We start from the raw sequence: 15,852 nt of genomic DNA, 5'->3' as shown, positions 1-15,852 counted from the left end.
CCCCTCTTAACGCCTCAGGTAGAGGAGGGGGCCCTTCTTAACACCCGCCGCCGCCGCGCGGCCGTCCGGGAAGGGTGGCCCAGGTCATGCCGGACGGGGCCCCGGCGGCACGACGACCGTCGTTAGGCTGCGGCCATGGACGTCGAGGTACGCCTGCGGCGCATCCGCCGCTGGCTCTGGCTGGTGGTGGCGGGGCTCTTCCTCAGCGGGGTGACCGCGTTCCCGCTGGAGGTCGAGGTGCGCTGGCTGCTGGCGGCGTCCGACCCGCTCGCCGGGCAGTTTCCGGCGCTGGTCGACTGGATCGAGCGGGTCCACGTCGGACTGGTGGCGGCCGGTGAGGACTACCCGTTCCTGCGGTACGGCACCGACTGGCTGGCCTTCGCGCACCTGGTGCTCGCGGTGGCGTTCTGGGGGCCGCTGCGTGACCCGGTCCGCAACGTGTGGGTGGTCCAGGTCGGAATGATCGCCTGCGCCGGCATCGTGCCGCTGGCGGTGATCTGCGGTCCGATCCGGGACATCCCCTGGTTCTGGACGCTCGTCGACCTCTCGTTCGCGGTCGGCGCGTTCCCGCCGCTCTGGTTCGCCTACCGCCACATCCGCGCGGTCGAGGCGGCGCAGCCTTGGACGGCGTCGACTGCGGCACCCGTGCCGACCGCCGGTTGACCGGCCGGCCGGGCCGCCCCCGTCGTGGGGGAGCGGCCCGGCCGGCGCCCGGTCAGCGGCCGAGCGGGTCGTGCGCCGCGCGGATCTTCGTCCACGAGGCCGGCTGCGCCGGTGCGGCGCTCGTCCGCGCGGCGGCGGTCACGTCGGGGCGGCCGGGCGTGAACAGCCAGGTGGTGAACACCGCGTCGAGGTCCCGCCCGGAGATCCGCTCGGCGAGCGCCTGGAACTGCGCGACGGTGCCGTTGGCGTACTGCCGCTTGGCCGTCCAGGTGCGCAGGATGCGGAAGAACGCGGCGTCGCCGACGGCGAGCCGGATCTGGTGCAGCGCCATCGCGCCCCGGTCGTAGACGGCGTCGTCGAAGATCCCGCTCGGGCCCGGGTCGCCGGGGCGCACCTGCCAGAACTCCGAGTCGGCCGGGTAGCTGTCGTAGGTGAAGTCGAACAGCTCCTGCGCGGTGCCCTCGCCCTGCTCCTCGGACCAGAGCCACTCGGCGTACGAGGCGAAGCCCTCGTTGAGCCAGATGTGCCGCCAGTCCGCCACCGACACCGAGTCGCCGAACCACTGGTGGGCGTTCTCGTGCACCACCACGTACGGGTTGGCGCCGCGCCGCCAGAAGCCGGGGCCGTACACCGGGCGGGTCTGCGTCTCCAGCGCGAAGCCGATGCCGTCGACCGGCCCGGCCACGCCGCCCTGCGCCTCGAACGGGTACGGGCCGAACAGCCCGCTCTCCCAGTCGACGATCTCGGCGGTGCGTTCGATGCTGGCCCGCGCGGCGGGCAGGCGCTCGCCGAGCGTGGTGCTGTACGCGTTCACCACCGGCTGGCCGTTGGGCGCGACGTCGGTGACGATGTCGTACTGCCCGATGGCCAGGAACGCCTGGTACGTGGCGCCGGGCTTGACGCTGCGCCAGCTCCACCGGGTGCGGTTGCCGGCCTCGGGCAGCGGGTCGCGCGGCTGCACGCCGTTGCTGATCACCTCGACGCCGGTCGGCACCGAGACGGAGATGTCCCAGGTGGCCTTGTCCTTCGGGTGGTCGTTGCTCGGGTACCACCACCAGGCCGACTCGGGCTCGTTGACGGCGAGCGCCCCGTCGGCGGTACGGGTCCACGCGGTGTAGCCCTGGACCGTGGTCTGCGACGGCACGCCCGCGTACTTCACCACGACGGTGAGCTGCTGCCCCTTGGTCAGCGGCCGGGCCGGGGTGATCACCAGCTCGTGGTCGCCGGCCCGGGTGTACGTGGCGACCCAGCCGTTAACGCGCACCGACTCGACGGCGAGGACGAAGTCCAGGTTGAACCGGGACAGGTCCTTGGTGGCGGTGGCCAGGATCGTGGTGGTGCCGGTGAGCCGGTCGGTGGCCGGCTCGTAGCGCAGCCGGATGTCGTAGTGCCCGACGTCGTAGCCGCCGTTGCCGTAGTCGGGGAAGTAGCTGTCGCCCAGCCCGGGGCTGCCGGGCGTCGGGGTGGCCGCCGCGGGTTGCGGCCGGCCCCATCCGGCCGGGGCGGCCTGGCCGGGCGCGCCGGTCACTGTGGTGCCGGCCGCGGTGAGGGTCAGGGCGGCGATGGCCGCCGTGAGTGCGCGTCGCACGGGGGACTCCCTCCGTCGGGTGTCGTCACCGCCAAGCTAATCGACGCATGTGAACGCATCTGTCCCGTCCGGCCGATCTCGGCTATTCAATTTCGGCAAATGTTTCGATAGCATTACCGACCAGTAACAGCACCGATCCCTCGGCCACGCGCGCGGTCAACGGGCTCCACCACCCTGCCCCGTGGAGGCTCTGCCATGCCCCGTCGCGTCCGTACCGTGTTCGCCGCCGTCCTGGCGGCCGTCCTCGGCGCCGTGCTCCTGCCCGGCGCCGCCCGGGCGGCCACCGTCAACTACGTCGCCCTCGGCGACTCCTACTCCTCCGGGGTCGGCGCCGGCCCGTACGACCTGTCCACCTGCCTGCGCAGCCAGAAGTCGTACGCCCCGCTCTGGGCCGCCGCCCACTCGGTCACCAGCTTCAAGTTCCCGGCCTGCGGCGGCGCGGTCACCGCCGACGTGCTGAACAACCAGGTCGGCCAGCTCAGCAGCAGCACCACGCTGGTGACCATCACCATCGGCGGCAACGACGCCGGCTTCGCCGACGTGATGACCAGTTGCCGGTTCGGCAGCACGTCGAGCTGCGAGAGCGCTGTGAACGAGTCGAAGGCGTTCGCCACCGCGACGCTGCCCGCCCGGCTCGACGCCACGTACACCGCGATCCGCAACCGGGCCCCGAACGCCCGGCTGGTGGTGCTCGGCTACCCGCGGCTGTTCGAGACCGGCTCCTGCGGCCTGCTCGCCATGAGCAGCTACAAGCGCACCATCCTCAACCAGGCCGCCGACACGCTCAACGGCGTCATCTCCGGCCGGGCCGCCGCGGCCGGGGGCACGTTCGTCGACGCGCGGCCGTTCTTCGCCGGGCACGGCGTGTGCGCCGCCGACCCGTGGATCCGTGACGTCAGCGGCGTGATCGAGGCGTACCACCCGAACGCGAACGGCTACCGCTACGGCTACCTGGCCGCGCTGACCGCCGCCATCGGCTGACCGGCACGGCGAAGCCCCGCCCGGCACCGGCGCCGGGCGGGGCTTCCGTCCGCGTACCCCATGGGGTCAGCGGGCCGGGACCAGCTCCGGCGCCGGCGCCAGGTCCGGCACCGCCGGCCCGATCCGTCGCCGCGGCCACCGGCGGCGGCCGGAGGGTACGGCGAGCGCGGCCAGCGCCGCGGCCACCGAGATGCCGGTGAGCAGCAGGAAGCCCGCCGTGAAGCCGGCCTCCCGGGGCAGCCCGCTCGGCTGCGGATTCGCGGTGATCACGGCGCTGGCGAGCGCCGCGCCGATCGCGCCGCCGATGGTACGGATGTTGGCGTTCATGCCGGTCGCCGCGCCGGTCTGCCCGGCCGGCACGTTCGCCACGATCAGGTTGGCCATCGAGGCGAACGCCAGCCCGATGCCGAGGCCGACCAGGCCACCGGCGACACCGACCTGCCAGCGGGTGTCGTGCGCGACGGTCAGCATGGCGGCGGCCGCGACGTTGAACACCGCGCCGGTGCTCAGCTGCGCCTTGGCGCTGAACCGGGACTGCAGCCGTCCGGCCAGCAGGCCGGCCACGAACATGCCGACGAGCATCGGCAGCATCAGCAGCCCGGCCTGGGTGATGCTGGCGCCGAAGCCGTAGCCGGCGCTGGTCGGGATCTGCGCGAACTGCGGCAGGAAGGCGTAGACGGCGAACATCGAGGCGCCGTAGAGCAACCCGACGAGGTTCGTGGTCCAGACCGCCGGCAGGCGCATCATCCGCAGGTCGATCAGCGGGTTCGCAGCCCGCGCCTCGGTCGCCAGCCAGGCGACCGCGAGCACCGCGGCCAGCGCCAGCAGCCCGACCACCCGGCCGGAGCCCCAACCCCACGCGGCGCCCTTGCTGACCGGCAGCAGCAGCGCCACCAGCCAGCCGGACAGGAGTACGGCGCTGAGCCAGTTGATCCGGCCCGGGGTGCGTACCGGCGAGCGCGGCACGAACCGGTGCGCGGCGAGCGCGGTCAGGCCGACCACCACCAGCGGGATCCAGAACAGCCACCGGTAGCCCAGCGTGGCCACGATCGGCCCGGCCAGCACCACGCCCAGCCCGCCGCCGACTGCGACGACCGCGGAGATCGAGGCCACCGCCGAGCTGACCCGGGCGGCCGGGAACTCGTCGCGGATGATGCCGAACGACAGCGGGAAGACGGCGCCGCCGATGCCCTGCACCACGCGGGCGGCGATCAACACGCCGATGCTGGGGGCGACGGCCGCCAGCAGGCAGCCCAGCGCCAGTGCGGCGAGCGAGAAGACGAGTGTCTTCTCCTTGCCGACCATGTCGCCGACGCGGCCGATGATCGGCGTGAAGACGGACGCGGAGAGCAGGTAGGCGGTGAGGACCCAGGTCACCGTGTTGGGCGAGGTGTGGAGGTCGTGCTGGATGGTGGGCAGCACCGGCGTGATCAGCGACTGGAGCATCGCGAAGAATCCGGTGCCGGCGGCCAGCACGAGGAAGGTGAGCCGGCGCGAGCCGCGCCGGGTTGAGTGGATCATGTGGGACGACTCCCCGTTCGGTACGAGACTGGTGGCCGCTCGCGCGGTCCTGCGGCGGTGGCGGCCGGACGTCCGGAGTAAGCTATCCGGAGGGGTGGCTCCGGTCAGCAACCGGAGGCTTGCCTCCATTAACTTAGCGGAGGGCTGCCTCCGGTTGCAAGACGGAAGGGGTGACGCGGGTCATGACCGACGCCGACGTGCCCGGTGAGGTCTTCTCCCGCCGCCCGAAACGGGCCGACGCCCGCCGCAACTACGACGCGCTCATCGCCGCCGCCCGTGAGGTCTTCGGCGAGCACGGCGCGGGCGCGTCGCTGGAGGAGATCGCCCGCCGGGCCGGCGTGGGCATCGGCACGCTCTACCGCAACTTCCCCCACCGGCGTGACCTGTTCGAGGCGGTCTACGTCGAGGAGGTGCGCGCGCTCAGCGCCTCCGCCGCCGACCTGGCCGACGAGCCGCCCTGGGACGCCCTGGTCGGCTGGCTGCACCGGTTCGTCGCCTACGTGGCCACCAAGCGGGCGCTGGCCGAGGAGCTGGTGCACGACTCCGAGGTGTTCCGCAGCTGCCGCACCGAGATCTACGCGACCGGCGAGCCGCTGCTGCGCCGCGCCCAGGAGGCCGGAGCCGCCCGGCCGGACGCCGGCTTCGACGACGTGATCCGGCTGATCAGCGGGCTGGCCGCGTACCAGTTCCCGGACCCGGCCCAGCGCGACCGCGTCCTGGCCATCGCGCTGGACGGCCTGCGCCCGCCGGCCCGTGTGACCTGATACGTCTCGTCGCCCGGCCGTCTGTCGACGTGACGCATCAAGGGCTGCTCGGCACGGGAGGAAGTGGCGGGCGCGGCCGTGCCCAGCCGACGAATCGAGCGAACAACACTTGTGGGCTGGGAGCCTCGTACGGGTTGAGGCGATGTAGCTCGTGGGCTGCGTCATAGAGCTGCCCACACAGGTAGATCGACAGGGCGACACGATCGTTCGCGTACTCGGCGAGCAGTGCGAGTCGAGCCTCCGCGCACGGCCACGGATAAGCGCAGCGTTTGCAGATCCAGAGTGGGCGCATAGGCAGATGCGCGCGAGCGCCCGTGCTCACCCCAGCCCTCGCAGCCGCGTGGCCGCGTAAGTGCGGCTGCTGCTGGACATGCGCTCCCGAGTTGTTGATTCCAGTCGGTGCAGACCAGCCAAATACACGAAAAGTTCCCGCTTGGTGACTGCGGTGCCTCGGGCGTTCAACTCGTACGCCTCGATCCATGCCCAGCCGTCGTACGGCTGGCGATCCTCGATCTCCCGGATCACGCGAACGGTGATCGGGCGAAAGAACTGAACGCTTGCCCTGCGGTCGAGGCAGAGGAGGTCTCCCGCCTTGAGCGGGCTGTCATTCGCCGTTGCGTCGCGTCGACCCGCCCTCGGCCTGCTGTCGGGCATGAGTTTCCTCTCCTGCCAGGGGGGCTGCGTCGGGCGGCTCGCCCGACATCCCTGGTCCTGTGGCCGCCGGACGTCCGAGCACCGGCTGTGTCGCCTGGAGGTCAGCTTTGCTGAGAGCTATGGGACCAATACACAGCGTTGATGTATGGTGCCGAGACGTTCGGGACGTCCATGAGGGAGGAAGGATGAACCACGCGCTCCAGGTGGCGATGGCCGAAGCCGGTGAGACGGCGGAGAGCCTTGCAGCTCAGACCGGCGTGGATCCGAAGACGGCGGCCCGTTGGGTCTCTCCGGGACGTATTCCGCAGCCTCGGCGACGTGCCCAGGTGGCGGCGCTCCTCGGCCGGGACGTCGGGGATCTTTGGCCGGACGTCCTCAAGCGCCGTGAACCGCCGTGGCTGCGTGAGTGGGTCGACTGGGAGCGGGACGCCGTGTCGATCCGCTGGTTCGAGCACACATGGGTACCCGGGCTGTTGCAGACCGAGGCATATGCACGCGCGACGCTGACCGGCGAGGCGCTGACCGCAGCGGAAATCGATGAGCTGGTCGCCTCGCGGCTCGAACGACAGGCGATCCTCCGTCGGGACCGGCCGCCTCTGGTCGTCGCGGTCATCTTCGAGGGCGTACTGCATCAGTCGGCCTACGGCGACCGGGAGCTGATGCGGGAGCAGCTTGAGCACCTGGTCCACTGCGCAGCCCTGCCCGGTGTGCAGATACACGTCGTGCCGAGGGACATCGGCATGTATCCGGGGCTCGGTGGCGGCTTCATCCTCGCCGAACTGCCCACCGGTGAACATGTCGCGCACGTCGACAGCCAGGCGTCCGCGCAGCTACTTAATGAGGCTGCGGCCGTTGCTACGCTCAGCCGTAGGTGGGAGCGCATCAGGGGCGAGGCCCTCTCCCGAACCCAGTCACTAGACCTGATCATGGAAGCGGCAGGATCATGGACATGACCGCTGCGCGATGGCGCAAGAGCACGAAGAGCGGCAACAACGGCGGCTCTTGTGTGGAGGTCGCCGACAACCTCGCGGGCGTCGTGCTGGTCCGGGACACCAAGGACCGGGCCGGCGCGACGCTGGCCTTCGCGCCGGCGGCCTGGCAGGGATTCGTCGACCTGGCCAAGGAGATCGGCGTCAGTGAGCGTCGATGACACCAGCACCGACGCTCGGTGAAGATCTCGATGCCGAACTGGCCCGGCGGGGGATGGCGGTCTCCGCCGAGGGCTGCGCTCGCGCGGGGAGGCAACGTGCTCAGGTGGAGCAGCAGTGGCCTCGCGGTCGTCGGGTCAAGCTGCGCGAACGAATGCGTCAAGCGGCACAGGAGATATCCTCCAGGATCTATGACTGAGCAGCGTGGCTCAGCTGATACGCCGGACGACCGGATCGAGCGCTGCTGTCAGGAGGTCCGTCTCGCCGGTGTTCAGGTGCTGGACGCAAGCGTCGATGTTGTCCGCCGCGTCGAGTTCCGACCAGTCGAGCAGGTAGCCGGCCGCGGCGCCGAGCTGGCGCAGGAAGGCGCGCAGGGTCCGTCCGTTGCCCTCCCGGAACGGATGGCAGACGTTCAGCATGATCCGCCTGGCCAAGCGACCCGTGCAGCGGTGTCGAATGGGACGTCTGTCGCAGACCAGCACTGCTCGGCCGGCGGCTCCCGAGCGAGAACCGCCGGCCGCTCACCGTCCCGTCAGCGGTGCCCGTTGCCCGGCCGCCCCCACGGCCCGGTGATCGCGAACACGTACCCCGGCGACTGGATGTTGGCGAACAGCGTCCTGCCGTCCGCGCTGAACGTCGGCCCGGTGAACTCGCTGTCGTTCAGCTCGTTGCGCGCCAGCGGATACGCAGTGCCCTGCTCGGTGACGCCGACCAGGTGCGACACACCCTCGCCGTCCTCGGCCAGGATCACCCCGCCGTACGGCGACACGGTGATGTTGTCCGGCCCGTCGTAGTTGCCGTGGTCGGCGTCCGGGTCGGTGTTCACCCCGAAGATGGTCTTCAGCGTCACGGTCTGCCGGCGCGGGTCGTAGAACCACACCTGCCCGTCGTGCTCGTTGGCGCTGCCGTCGTCGTGCCGGGCGTAGCTGGCCACGAAGTACGCGCCGCCGTCGCCCCACCAGGCGCCCTCCAGCTTGCGGCTGCGGGTCACCTCCGCGTCGGTGAACTGCTTGCGTACGGACACGGTGCGCGCGTCGCGATCCGGCACCTCGACCCACTCGACCCGGTAGCGGGTCCCGGGCGTGGTGGCCTCGGACAGGTCGGTCACATGGTCGTCGCCGCGCAGGCAGCGCATCGCGGCGAGGCTTCCGGCGGCGCCGCCGTCGGGCCGCTGGGCGAGCGCCCGCAGCGCGCCCTTGCCGGCCCGGAAACCGGGCGGCGGCGTCCACCGGAAGTACAGGCCGTTGGGCCCGCTCGCGTCCTCGGTCAGGTAGATCGAGTGCGTGTACGGGTCGACCGCGACCGCCTCGTGCGAGTACCGCCCGAGGAACGTCAGCGGCACCGGGTCGGTGTTGGCGGACCTGTCGTGCGGGTCGACCTCGAAGACGTACCCGTGGTCCTTCAGGAATCGCCCACCGGCCCGCTGCTCGGTCTCCTCGCAGGTCAGCCACGTGCCCCACGGGGTGATGCCACCGGCGCAGTTGTTGTGCGTGCCGGCCACGCTCACGTACTCGCGCAGCCGCCGCCCGTGCCGGTCCACCTCGATGGTGGTGGTGCCGCCGCGGGCACCCGGGTCGTAGGTGAGACCGGTCAGCGCCGGCACCGGGTACGGCTCGTCGCCGCCGATCTCGTGGTTGTTCACCAGCACCGAGCCGCGCGGGCCGCGGAAGCAGCCGGTGCCGTCGGCGTCGCTGGGGGTGGGCTGCCCGGACTCCAGCAGCGTCGCGCCCGCCTGCGCGACCACCGTGTACGAGAAGCCCGGCGGCAGCGCCAGCAGGCCGGCCGGGTCCGGCACCAGGTCGCCGTAGCCGACGGCGGGACGGCACGCGGGCCGGGCCGCGGCCGGGCCGGCGATCGCCTCCAGGCTGCCGGCCACCACGATGCCGAGCCCGCCGGCCACGCCGCCGCGCAGCAGGGACCGCCGGGGAAGAGGTGAGGTCACGTCGTCGCCTTCCTGTGCGCCACGATTGCCTGGAGGAAGGCAAGCGGGGCCGGGGGAACGGTGGGCGGCGCGCCCGTCCGCCGCCGGGTGAACAGTGGACGAATCCCCGGTGCGGAGCGCCTTGTGCCGCTGCGCCGCGCGTCCGTTAGGGTTCCCTCGATCGCAAGACGTCGGAGGGCGGACGGTGGGCAGACTCGCGGCGGCGTACCGGCAGGCGGTCGATCGGCACCGGCAGGCACTGCGCCACTGGGAGGCGGCTCGGCGGCTGCTCGGCGCCGCCGGGCCGGCGCCGGTGGGCAGCCCCGAGCTGGTCGCGCGGCTGGCCCGCCTCGGCGGTGAGCTGGCCGCCGCGGTGCCCGGCACCGCCCGCGTCGCGACCCACCCCGTTCCGGTACGCCTCGGCGCGGCGACCACAGTCGACGGCGCGTTCCCGGTGCTCGTGCCGGTGGGGGCGGGCGCGCATCTGGCGCTCGATCAGGACGCCCGCGACCCGCGCGTCGGGGAGCTGCTGCGGGCGGTGGTGGTGCGGCTGCTGACCGCCGCTCCGGCCGGCGCGATCCGGGTCGTCGGCATCGACCAGGCCGCCTTCGGCGCGGCGTTCCTGCCGCTGCGCCCACTGCAGGACGCCGGGGTGCTCGCCGCGGCGGCGACCACCGAGGCGGAGACAGCAGCGCTGCTCGACGCGGCCGAGCGGCACGCCCGTACCGCCCAGCGGTCCGCGCCGGAGGACCGGGAGCTGCTGGTGGTGGTGGCCGCGTCCGCGCCGCCGCCCCGGGAGCTGGCCCGGCTCGCCGCGCTCACCCACGCCGGCCCGGCCGCCGCGGTCTGCGTGCTGCTGGCCGGTCACCGGCCCGCCGGGCCGAGCGCCGCGCCGCCGCTGGGCGCCACCACCCACCTGCGGATCACCGAGCGGTACACGCTCGTCGGTGACCCGCCCGGCCGCCCGTTCAGCGCCGACGGCAGCGGGCTGGCCGCGCCGGTGGTGCTCGACGGCGACCCGTCGCACGCCGCGGTGACCGCGCTGGCCCGCCGGTACGCCGAGACCGCCGACCAGGACGTCGTCACGTTCGCCGACCTGCTGCCCGCGCAGCGCTGGGCCGGGTCCGCCGCCTCCGGCCTGCGTACCGTGCTCGGCCGCGCCGGCCGCCGCCCGCTCGCGGTGGCGTTCGACGACGCCACGCCGCACTGGCTGATCGGCGGCCGCACCGGCGCCGGCAAGACGGTGCTGCTGCTCGACGTGCTCTACGGGCTGGCCGCCCGCTACTCCCCGGCCGAGCTGCGGCTGATGCTGCTCGACTTCAAGGAGGGCGTGAGCTTCACCGAGTTCGTGCCCACCGACCGCGACCCGTCCTGGCTGCCGCACGCCGACGCGGTGGGCATCGAGTCCGACCGCGAGTACGGCGTGGCGGTGCTGCGGGAGCTGCGCGCCGAGTTGGGCCGCCGCGCCGACCTGCTCAAGCGGCACGGGGTCAGCCGCCTGGCCGACCTGCCGCCCAACGCCCGGCCGCCCCGGATCGTCACCGTGATCGACGAGTTCCACGTGCTGTTCGCCGGCAACGACGCGCTGGCCCGGCAGGCCGTCGACCTGATCGAGGAACTGGCCCGCAAGGGCCGCTCGTACGGCCTGCACCTGGTGCTGGCCAGCCAGAGCACCACCGGCATCGAGGCGCTCTACGGCCGGGCCGAGGCCATCTTCGGCCAGTTCCCGCTGCGGATCGCGCTGCCCGGCGGGGACGCCGTGCTGGACCCGCGCAACGACGCCGCGCGCGGGCTCACCGTCGGCACGGCAGTGGTGAACACCGCCGCCGGCGCGCCCGGCGCGGACGCGGAGGTGCGGTTCCCCGACGCGCACGCCGCCTCGGCCGACCTGGCGGCGCTGCGCCACGAGCTGCACGCGGCCCGCCCGGCCGGATCGCGCCCGCCGTCGGTGTTCCGGGGACACGAGACGCCCCGGCTCACCGACGACTCCGCCTGGACCGCGCTGACGCCGGGCGCCGACCCGCCGTACGCGCTCGTGGGCCGCGCGGTCGACGTCGCCGGCAGCCCGGCCGGGTTCGCGCTCGACGCCAGCCCGGGCCGGCACCTGGCGGTGGTCGGCACCGCCACCGTCGGCGCGGAGGTGCTCCGGTCGGCCACGCTGTCCCTGGCCCGGCAGCACGCGCCCGGCACCGCCCGGTTCCTGTTCGCGCCGCTGGCGCCCGGCACCACCGACGCCGCCGACGACCTGGCCATGACGCTGGCCGCCGCCGGGCACCCGGTCCGCCGCCTGGCCGCCGAGGCACTGCGCGCCCAGCTCGCCGAGGCCGCCGCAGGTGACGCCCCGGCCTCCGGGCGTACCTACCTGGTGGTGTTCGGGGTGGACGCCGCCGCCACGACGCTCGCCGCCTCCGACCCGGCGACGTTCCGTTCCGGGTACGACGATCTGCGCGCCGTGCTGCGCCAGGGGCCCGCGCGCGGGGTGCACGTGCTCGGCTGGTGGCGCGGGCTGCGCCGGCTCGCCGACGACCTGGGCGGCAGCGGGCAGCGCGACGACGTCACCGGCCTGGTCGCGCTCAACGTGCCCGCCGCCGACCTGGGCCTGCACCTCGGCGTGCACGACCTCGCGTACGTGCCGCGCGAGGGCCGCGCGCTGCTCGTCGACCGGCACGAGCACCGCACCGCGCTGATCGTGCCGTTCGCCGCGGGGAGTGATGTCCCATGAGTGGATTCGACGAGTACGCGGCGCTGCTGCGGGAGCTGTCCACCCGGCAGCGGGGCGGGGAGCGAGAGATCGCGGCCGAGGCGGAGCGCCGCCGTGGCCTGCAGGCCGCCGTCGACAAGCTGGGGCAGCGGCTCGTCGCCCAGGGGCAGCACCTGGACCGGCTGGGCCAGGCGATCGGCACGCCGATGACCTCGGTACCGGCGCCGGCGGTTGCGGTGGCCGCCGGACCGGCCGCGCCGGAGGCGGCAGACGTGGGCGGGCGGACGGGCGCCGGGCGGGGGGAGGACGCGGGCGGGCGGACGGGCGCCGGGCCGGGGGACGGCGTGACCGGCGGCGCAGCCGCCGCGCCGGGGCAGGCGGGCGTCGGGGCGTACCCCTCTCCGGGTGTGGCGCCGCGGGCGGGTGACCCGGCGGCGGAGCTGGCTGCGGCGGAGCGGCTCGCCGGGGAGGCCGACGGGTACGGGCAGCAGGCCGACGCGCTGGCCCGCACGCCGGTGCTGTTGCCGACCTGGTCGGCGCCGGCCCGGGCGGTCGCGGTGTACGGCGGTTGCGCGCTCGTCGGCTCGCTGCTGATGCTGGTCGCGCTCGTGGGGTCGCCGGTGCCGGTGGCCGGGCTGGACCTGGTGGCGGCGCTGTCCTGCGCCGGGGTGCCGCTGCTGTCCTTCGTGGCCGGTCAGGTCGTGCTGGCCCGGTGGGGCCGCCCGGCGCTGGCCGGCGGTGAGGCCACGACCGGGCGGTACGTGCCGCTGGGCTTCGTGATCTGCGCGCTGGTCTCCCCGTCGCTGTTCTGCGTCTACCTGCTTCTGTTCCGCCTCCTCCGCTGACCCCAGCCCCTGTCGATCATGGACTTGTGGCCGCGGCGGTGGGCTTGATGTGGCTTTTGCCGGGGCGGAAACTGCAAGATCGCGAAGGCGTGGGGGTGGGGGAGGGCGGTAGGGTTCCCGAGGGTGGGTGAGGTGGGGGAGGGGTTGTGAGCGCGGCGGAGATCATCGCGAGGCTGGCGGCGGCGGCGCAGAAGCTGGACGAGGCCAAGGCGCGCACGGCTGCCGCGGCACAGGACGCGGCGGAGGCGCGGGCGCTGGTGGCGGGCGCGCTGGAGGGGGCCACGGCCGGGCCGCTGATCGGCGTCATCGACTCCTACCGGCAGGCGCTGGCGCAGGCCGCGCAGGGCGGGGAGCCGGCCCGGCAGCACGTCCAGGAGACCATCGCGAAGGTCCAGGCGCTGGGCAACTGAGCCCGGCCCGGCTTGCCGGTTTGCGCGGTGGGCGCGACAAGTGGTTACCGCCGCGTAACTTCTCATTGACGTGTGTGAAATCGGACACGCATCATCGTGTCCACGATCGATCGGATCCCACCCGTCCCCTCCCGGTCCGCCCGGGTGCCTCCCCCTCGGAGGTGCAGCCCATGCTGCTCCGAACGATCCTGGCCGCCACCACCGCCGCCACCGTCCTGCTCGTCCCGGCCGCCGCCCAGGCGGCCGCCGCCGAACCCGCCGCCCCGTCGAACACGGCCACCGTCACCACCGCCGCGCAACGGGCCACCGCCGCGGCCGCCGACCCGGTGATCGTGGTCGGCGGCCTCAGTGGAATCTCCATCGCGTACGAGCCGATCGCCGCCCGGCTGCGCGCCGACGGCTACCGGGTCTCGATCTTCCAGTTGCCGAACCTCGGCCTCGGCGACATCCGCGAGTCCGCCCGTGCGCTCTCGACCTACGTGGACCAGGTCCGCGCCGCCACCGGAGCGGCCCGGGTCGACCTGGTCGGCCACTCCGAGGGCGGCCTGGTCAGCCGCTGGTACGTCAAGTACCTCGGCGGCGCCGCCACCGTCGACCAGTACGTCAGCCTCGGCAGCCCGCAGTACGGCACGTACGTCGCCAACCTGGTCGCGTTCCTCGGGCTGGGCAGCTGCGCCGGGGTGATCGCCTGTCAGCAGATGTCGATCGGGTCGAGCTTCCTGGCCGACCTCAACGCCGGCGACGACACGCCCGGGCCGGTCCGCTGGGCCACCGTGCGCACCTGGCAGGACGAGCTGGTCCGGCCGGTCGACAACGCGCTGCTCGCCGACGGCGCCACGAACGTGCTGGTGCAGGCGTGGTGCCCGCTGCGGGTCGTCGGCCACCTCGGGCTGGTGCTGGACGGCACCACGTACACGGTGGTGCGCCAGGTGCTCGCCGGCGCCCCGGTCCGGCCGAACTGTTTCGCGGTCTGACACCGGTGCCCGGGCCCGCCGTCGCGCGGGCCCGGGCGCTGTCAGCTCCCGTCCCGCCCGCGGATGACGTCCGCGGCCCGCCAGGCCAGCGCGCTCACCGGGGCGCTGGTCCAGCCCGCCACCATCACCGGCAGCACCGACGCGTCGACCACCCGCAGCCCGTCCACGCCGCGTACCCGCAGCTGCGGGTCGACCACGTGGTCGTCGCCGTCGCCCATCGCGCAGGTGCCGATGGCGTGGTAGCCGCAGTAGCCGCGTGCCACCGCCGCCTCGACGATCTCGGCGTCGGTGCGGACCGCCGGGCCGGGCACTGTCTCGGCCCGGATCCGCTTCGCGATCGGCCCGGTGGCGAAGAACTCCCGCATCCGGCGGAACAGGTCCGCCGCCACCCGCCGGTCGTGGTCGGTGGTGAGGTAGTTCGCCACGACAGCCGGCGGCGTACGCGGGTCCGCGTCGGTGATCGCCAGGCTGCCCTCGCTGTCCGGCCGGGTCACCGTGCCCAGGCACATCACGCCCGGTTCCCGTTCCAGTTCGAGGGCCTTGCCGGGCCGGGGCGGGGCGGCCGAGAACGGCGCCATCAGCAGGTGCGCGTCCGGGCGGTCCAGCTCCGGCCGGGACTTGACGTGGGCCGCCACGTCGAGCACCGGCAGGGCGAGCGGGCCGCCGCCGGTGAGCAGCCAGCGCAGCGTGGCCCGGGCCTGCCCGAGCGGGCTGCCGATGGTCATGTTGTGGCCGCCGGGCTCGGCGAGGCGGTACTGCAGCACCATCGACCGGTGCTCGCGCAGCCCCGCGCCGACCCGGGGCCGGTCGAGCAGCACCGGCACGCCCGCGGCGCGCAGCGTGTCCGCCGGCCCGATGCCGGAGACCTGCAACAGGTGCGGGGTGGCCAGGGCGCCCGCGGCGAGGATCACCTCCCCGGCCGCCCGGCGCTCGACCTCCCGGCCGCCGTGCGCCACCCGTACGCCGACCGCCCGGCCGCCCTCGACCAGCACCCGCAGCACGACGGCGCCGACCTCGACGGTCAGGTTGGGCCGGCGCCGCACCGGGTGCAGGAACGCGTTCGCGGCGCTGACCCGCCGTCCGCCGTGGATGGTGGCGGTGGGGTAGCCGATCCGCTCGTCGTCGTCGGCGTCCAGGTCGTCGGCCCGGCGCCAGCCCAGCTCGGCGCCGGTGGCCACCATCTCCTCGGCGAGCGGGTCGGTGCCGGTGGCGATGGACAGCCGCACCGGCCCGCCCGCGCCCCGGTGCGGCGCGGGGCCCAGCGGGTGGTCCTCCAGCCGCGTGAACACCTGCCGCATGGCCGACCAGCCCCAGCCCAGCGGGTCGAGGGCGTCCCAGTCGCGGGCCGCGCCGCGGCTCCAGATCATGCCGTTGACCGACGTCGAGCCGCCGATCATCCGGCCGCGCTGCCAGATCTCCTGGCGGCCCGGCCCGGTGGTGGCCGGGTAGTGCCAGGCGGTGCGCTCGTCGTCCATCAGCCGGGAGAACGCCTTCGGCACCCGCACGTACGGGCTGCGGTCCCAGCCGCCCGCCTCCAGCAGCAGCACCCGCGTTCCCGGATCCTCGGTGAGCCGGTTGGCCAGCACGCACCCCGCCGCGCCGGCCCCCACGATGATGTAGTCGAACTCCTCCACAGCGGACCCCCACTCGTGAGAATCCTTCTGACGGTAGTTGCTCGATCA

At 73.8% G+C, this 15,852-nt stretch carries 16 protein-coding genes; 9 read left to right on the top strand and 7 right to left on the bottom strand.

The features are described from left to right. The first annotated feature begins 135 nt into the window (after positions 1–135). Positions 136–663: a hypothetical protein gene (locus PVK74_RS12180; protein ID WP_043329534.1), complete on the top strand. Its 528-nt coding sequence runs from the start codon at positions 136–138 to the stop codon at positions 661–663. A gap of 52 nt (positions 664–715) precedes the next feature. Here PVK74_RS12180 and PVK74_RS12175 read toward each other — a convergent pair whose 3' ends face one another. Beyond that, on the bottom strand, positions 716–2,251 hold the full coding sequence (locus PVK74_RS12175) for a M1 family metallopeptidase (RefSeq protein WP_274479090.1): 1,536 nt from the start codon (positions 2,249–2,251) through the stop codon (positions 716–718). A 195-nt stretch (positions 2,252–2,446) separates the two neighbouring features. Between PVK74_RS12175 and PVK74_RS12170 the strand changes: the two genes are divergently transcribed. Further along, positions 2,447–3,232, top strand: a complete 786-nt coding sequence (locus PVK74_RS12170; RefSeq protein WP_113972516.1) for an SGNH/GDSL hydrolase family protein — start codon at positions 2,447–2,449, stop codon at positions 3,230–3,232. A 66-nt stretch (positions 3,233–3,298) separates the two neighbouring features. Here PVK74_RS12170 and PVK74_RS12165 read toward each other — a convergent pair whose 3' ends face one another. Further along, positions 3,299–4,753: an MFS transporter gene (locus PVK74_RS12165; RefSeq protein WP_069089051.1), complete on the bottom strand. Its 1,455-nt coding sequence runs from the start codon at positions 4,751–4,753 to the stop codon at positions 3,299–3,301. Between the two features lie 182 nt (positions 4,754–4,935). Between PVK74_RS12165 and PVK74_RS12160 the strand changes: the two genes are divergently transcribed. Beyond that, positions 4,936–5,517, top strand: a complete 582-nt coding sequence (locus PVK74_RS12160) for a TetR/AcrR family transcriptional regulator (RefSeq protein ID WP_043331116.1) — start codon at positions 4,936–4,938, stop codon at positions 5,515–5,517. A 37-nt stretch (positions 5,518–5,554) separates the two neighbouring features. Here the strand turns inward: PVK74_RS12160 and PVK74_RS12155 are convergent, their stop codons facing one another. After that, a complete protein-coding gene (locus tag PVK74_RS12155) occupies positions 5,555–5,809 on the bottom strand; it encodes a hypothetical protein (RefSeq protein ID WP_082930966.1) in 255 nt (84 codons plus the stop codon). 26 nt (positions 5,810–5,835) lie between these two features. Continuing rightward, positions 5,836–6,171 (bottom strand): hypothetical protein, encoded by a 336-nt coding sequence (locus tag PVK74_RS12150; protein WP_209962665.1) that lies wholly within the window; start codon positions 6,169–6,171, stop codon positions 5,836–5,838. Between the two features lie 185 nt (positions 6,172–6,356). On the opposite strand from PVK74_RS12150, the gene PVK74_RS12145 reads away from it, so the two are divergent. Further along, positions 6,357–7,124, top strand: coding sequence for a Scr1 family TA system antitoxin-like transcriptional regulator (locus tag PVK74_RS12145; RefSeq protein ID WP_043329540.1), 768 nt, complete (start codon positions 6,357–6,359; stop codon positions 7,122–7,124). Then, complete coding sequence (locus PVK74_RS12140) at positions 7,115–7,321, top strand: DUF397 domain-containing protein (protein ID WP_082930880.1); 207 nt, start codon at positions 7,115–7,117, stop codon at positions 7,319–7,321. The genes PVK74_RS12145 and PVK74_RS12140 overlap by 10 nt, the downstream gene beginning before the upstream one ends. Before the next feature lie 207 nt (positions 7,322–7,528). On the opposite strand, the gene PVK74_RS12135 is transcribed toward PVK74_RS12140, so the two are convergent. Both PVK74_RS12135 and PVK74_RS12130 read right to left on the bottom strand, forming a co-directional pair. Further along, the gene (locus PVK74_RS12135) at positions 7,529–7,738 is read right to left on the bottom strand and encodes a Fic family protein (RefSeq protein WP_064445263.1); all 210 of its coding nucleotides are present in this window, start codon (positions 7,736–7,738) and stop codon (positions 7,529–7,531) included. Positions 7,739–7,851: 113 nt separating this feature from the next. After that, the gene (locus PVK74_RS12130; RefSeq protein WP_274479089.1) at positions 7,852–9,261 is read right to left on the bottom strand and encodes an alkaline phosphatase PhoX; all 1,410 of its coding nucleotides are present in this window, start codon (positions 9,259–9,261) and stop codon (positions 7,852–7,854) included. A 184-nt stretch (positions 9,262–9,445) separates the two neighbouring features. Between PVK74_RS12130 and PVK74_RS12125 the strand changes: the two genes are divergently transcribed. The 4 genes from PVK74_RS12125 to PVK74_RS12110 all read left to right on the top strand — a co-directional run bounded on the left by PVK74_RS12125 (position 9,446) and on the right by PVK74_RS12110 (position 14,170). Further along, positions 9,446–11,962 carry an FtsK/SpoIIIE domain-containing protein gene (locus tag PVK74_RS12125; RefSeq protein WP_140946360.1) on the top strand — a complete coding sequence of 839 codons (2,517 nt, stop codon included), beginning with the start codon at positions 9,446–9,448 and terminating at the stop codon, positions 11,960–11,962. After that, positions 11,959–12,786: a hypothetical protein gene (locus PVK74_RS12120; RefSeq protein ID WP_166456881.1), complete on the top strand. Its 828-nt coding sequence runs from the start codon at positions 11,959–11,961 to the stop codon at positions 12,784–12,786. Before PVK74_RS12125 ends, PVK74_RS12120 begins: the two co-directional genes overlap by 4 nt. 146 nt (positions 12,787–12,932) lie before the next feature. After that, positions 12,933–13,196 (top strand): DUF6244 family protein, encoded by a 264-nt coding sequence (locus tag PVK74_RS12115; RefSeq protein WP_013287536.1) that lies wholly within the window; start codon positions 12,933–12,935, stop codon positions 13,194–13,196. Positions 13,197–13,366: 170 nt separating this feature from the next. Continuing rightward, complete coding sequence (locus PVK74_RS12110) at positions 13,367–14,170, top strand: lipase family alpha/beta hydrolase (protein WP_274479088.1); 804 nt, start codon at positions 13,367–13,369, stop codon at positions 14,168–14,170. Positions 14,171–14,211: 41 nt separating this feature from the next. Here PVK74_RS12110 and PVK74_RS12105 read toward each other — a convergent pair whose 3' ends face one another. Next, positions 14,212–15,804 (bottom strand): GMC family oxidoreductase, encoded by a 1,593-nt coding sequence (locus PVK74_RS12105; RefSeq protein ID WP_274479087.1) that lies wholly within the window; start codon positions 15,802–15,804, stop codon positions 14,212–14,214. Positions 15,805–15,852: the final 48 nt, after the last annotated feature.

Source organism: Micromonospora chalcea (assembly GCF_028768405.1).
GTDB lineage: Bacteria > Actinomycetota > Actinomycetes > Mycobacteriales > Micromonosporaceae > Micromonospora > Micromonospora chalcea.
The sequence above is the reverse complement of the archived record's forward strand: the minus strand, read 5'-3'. Positions and strand labels throughout refer to the sequence as shown.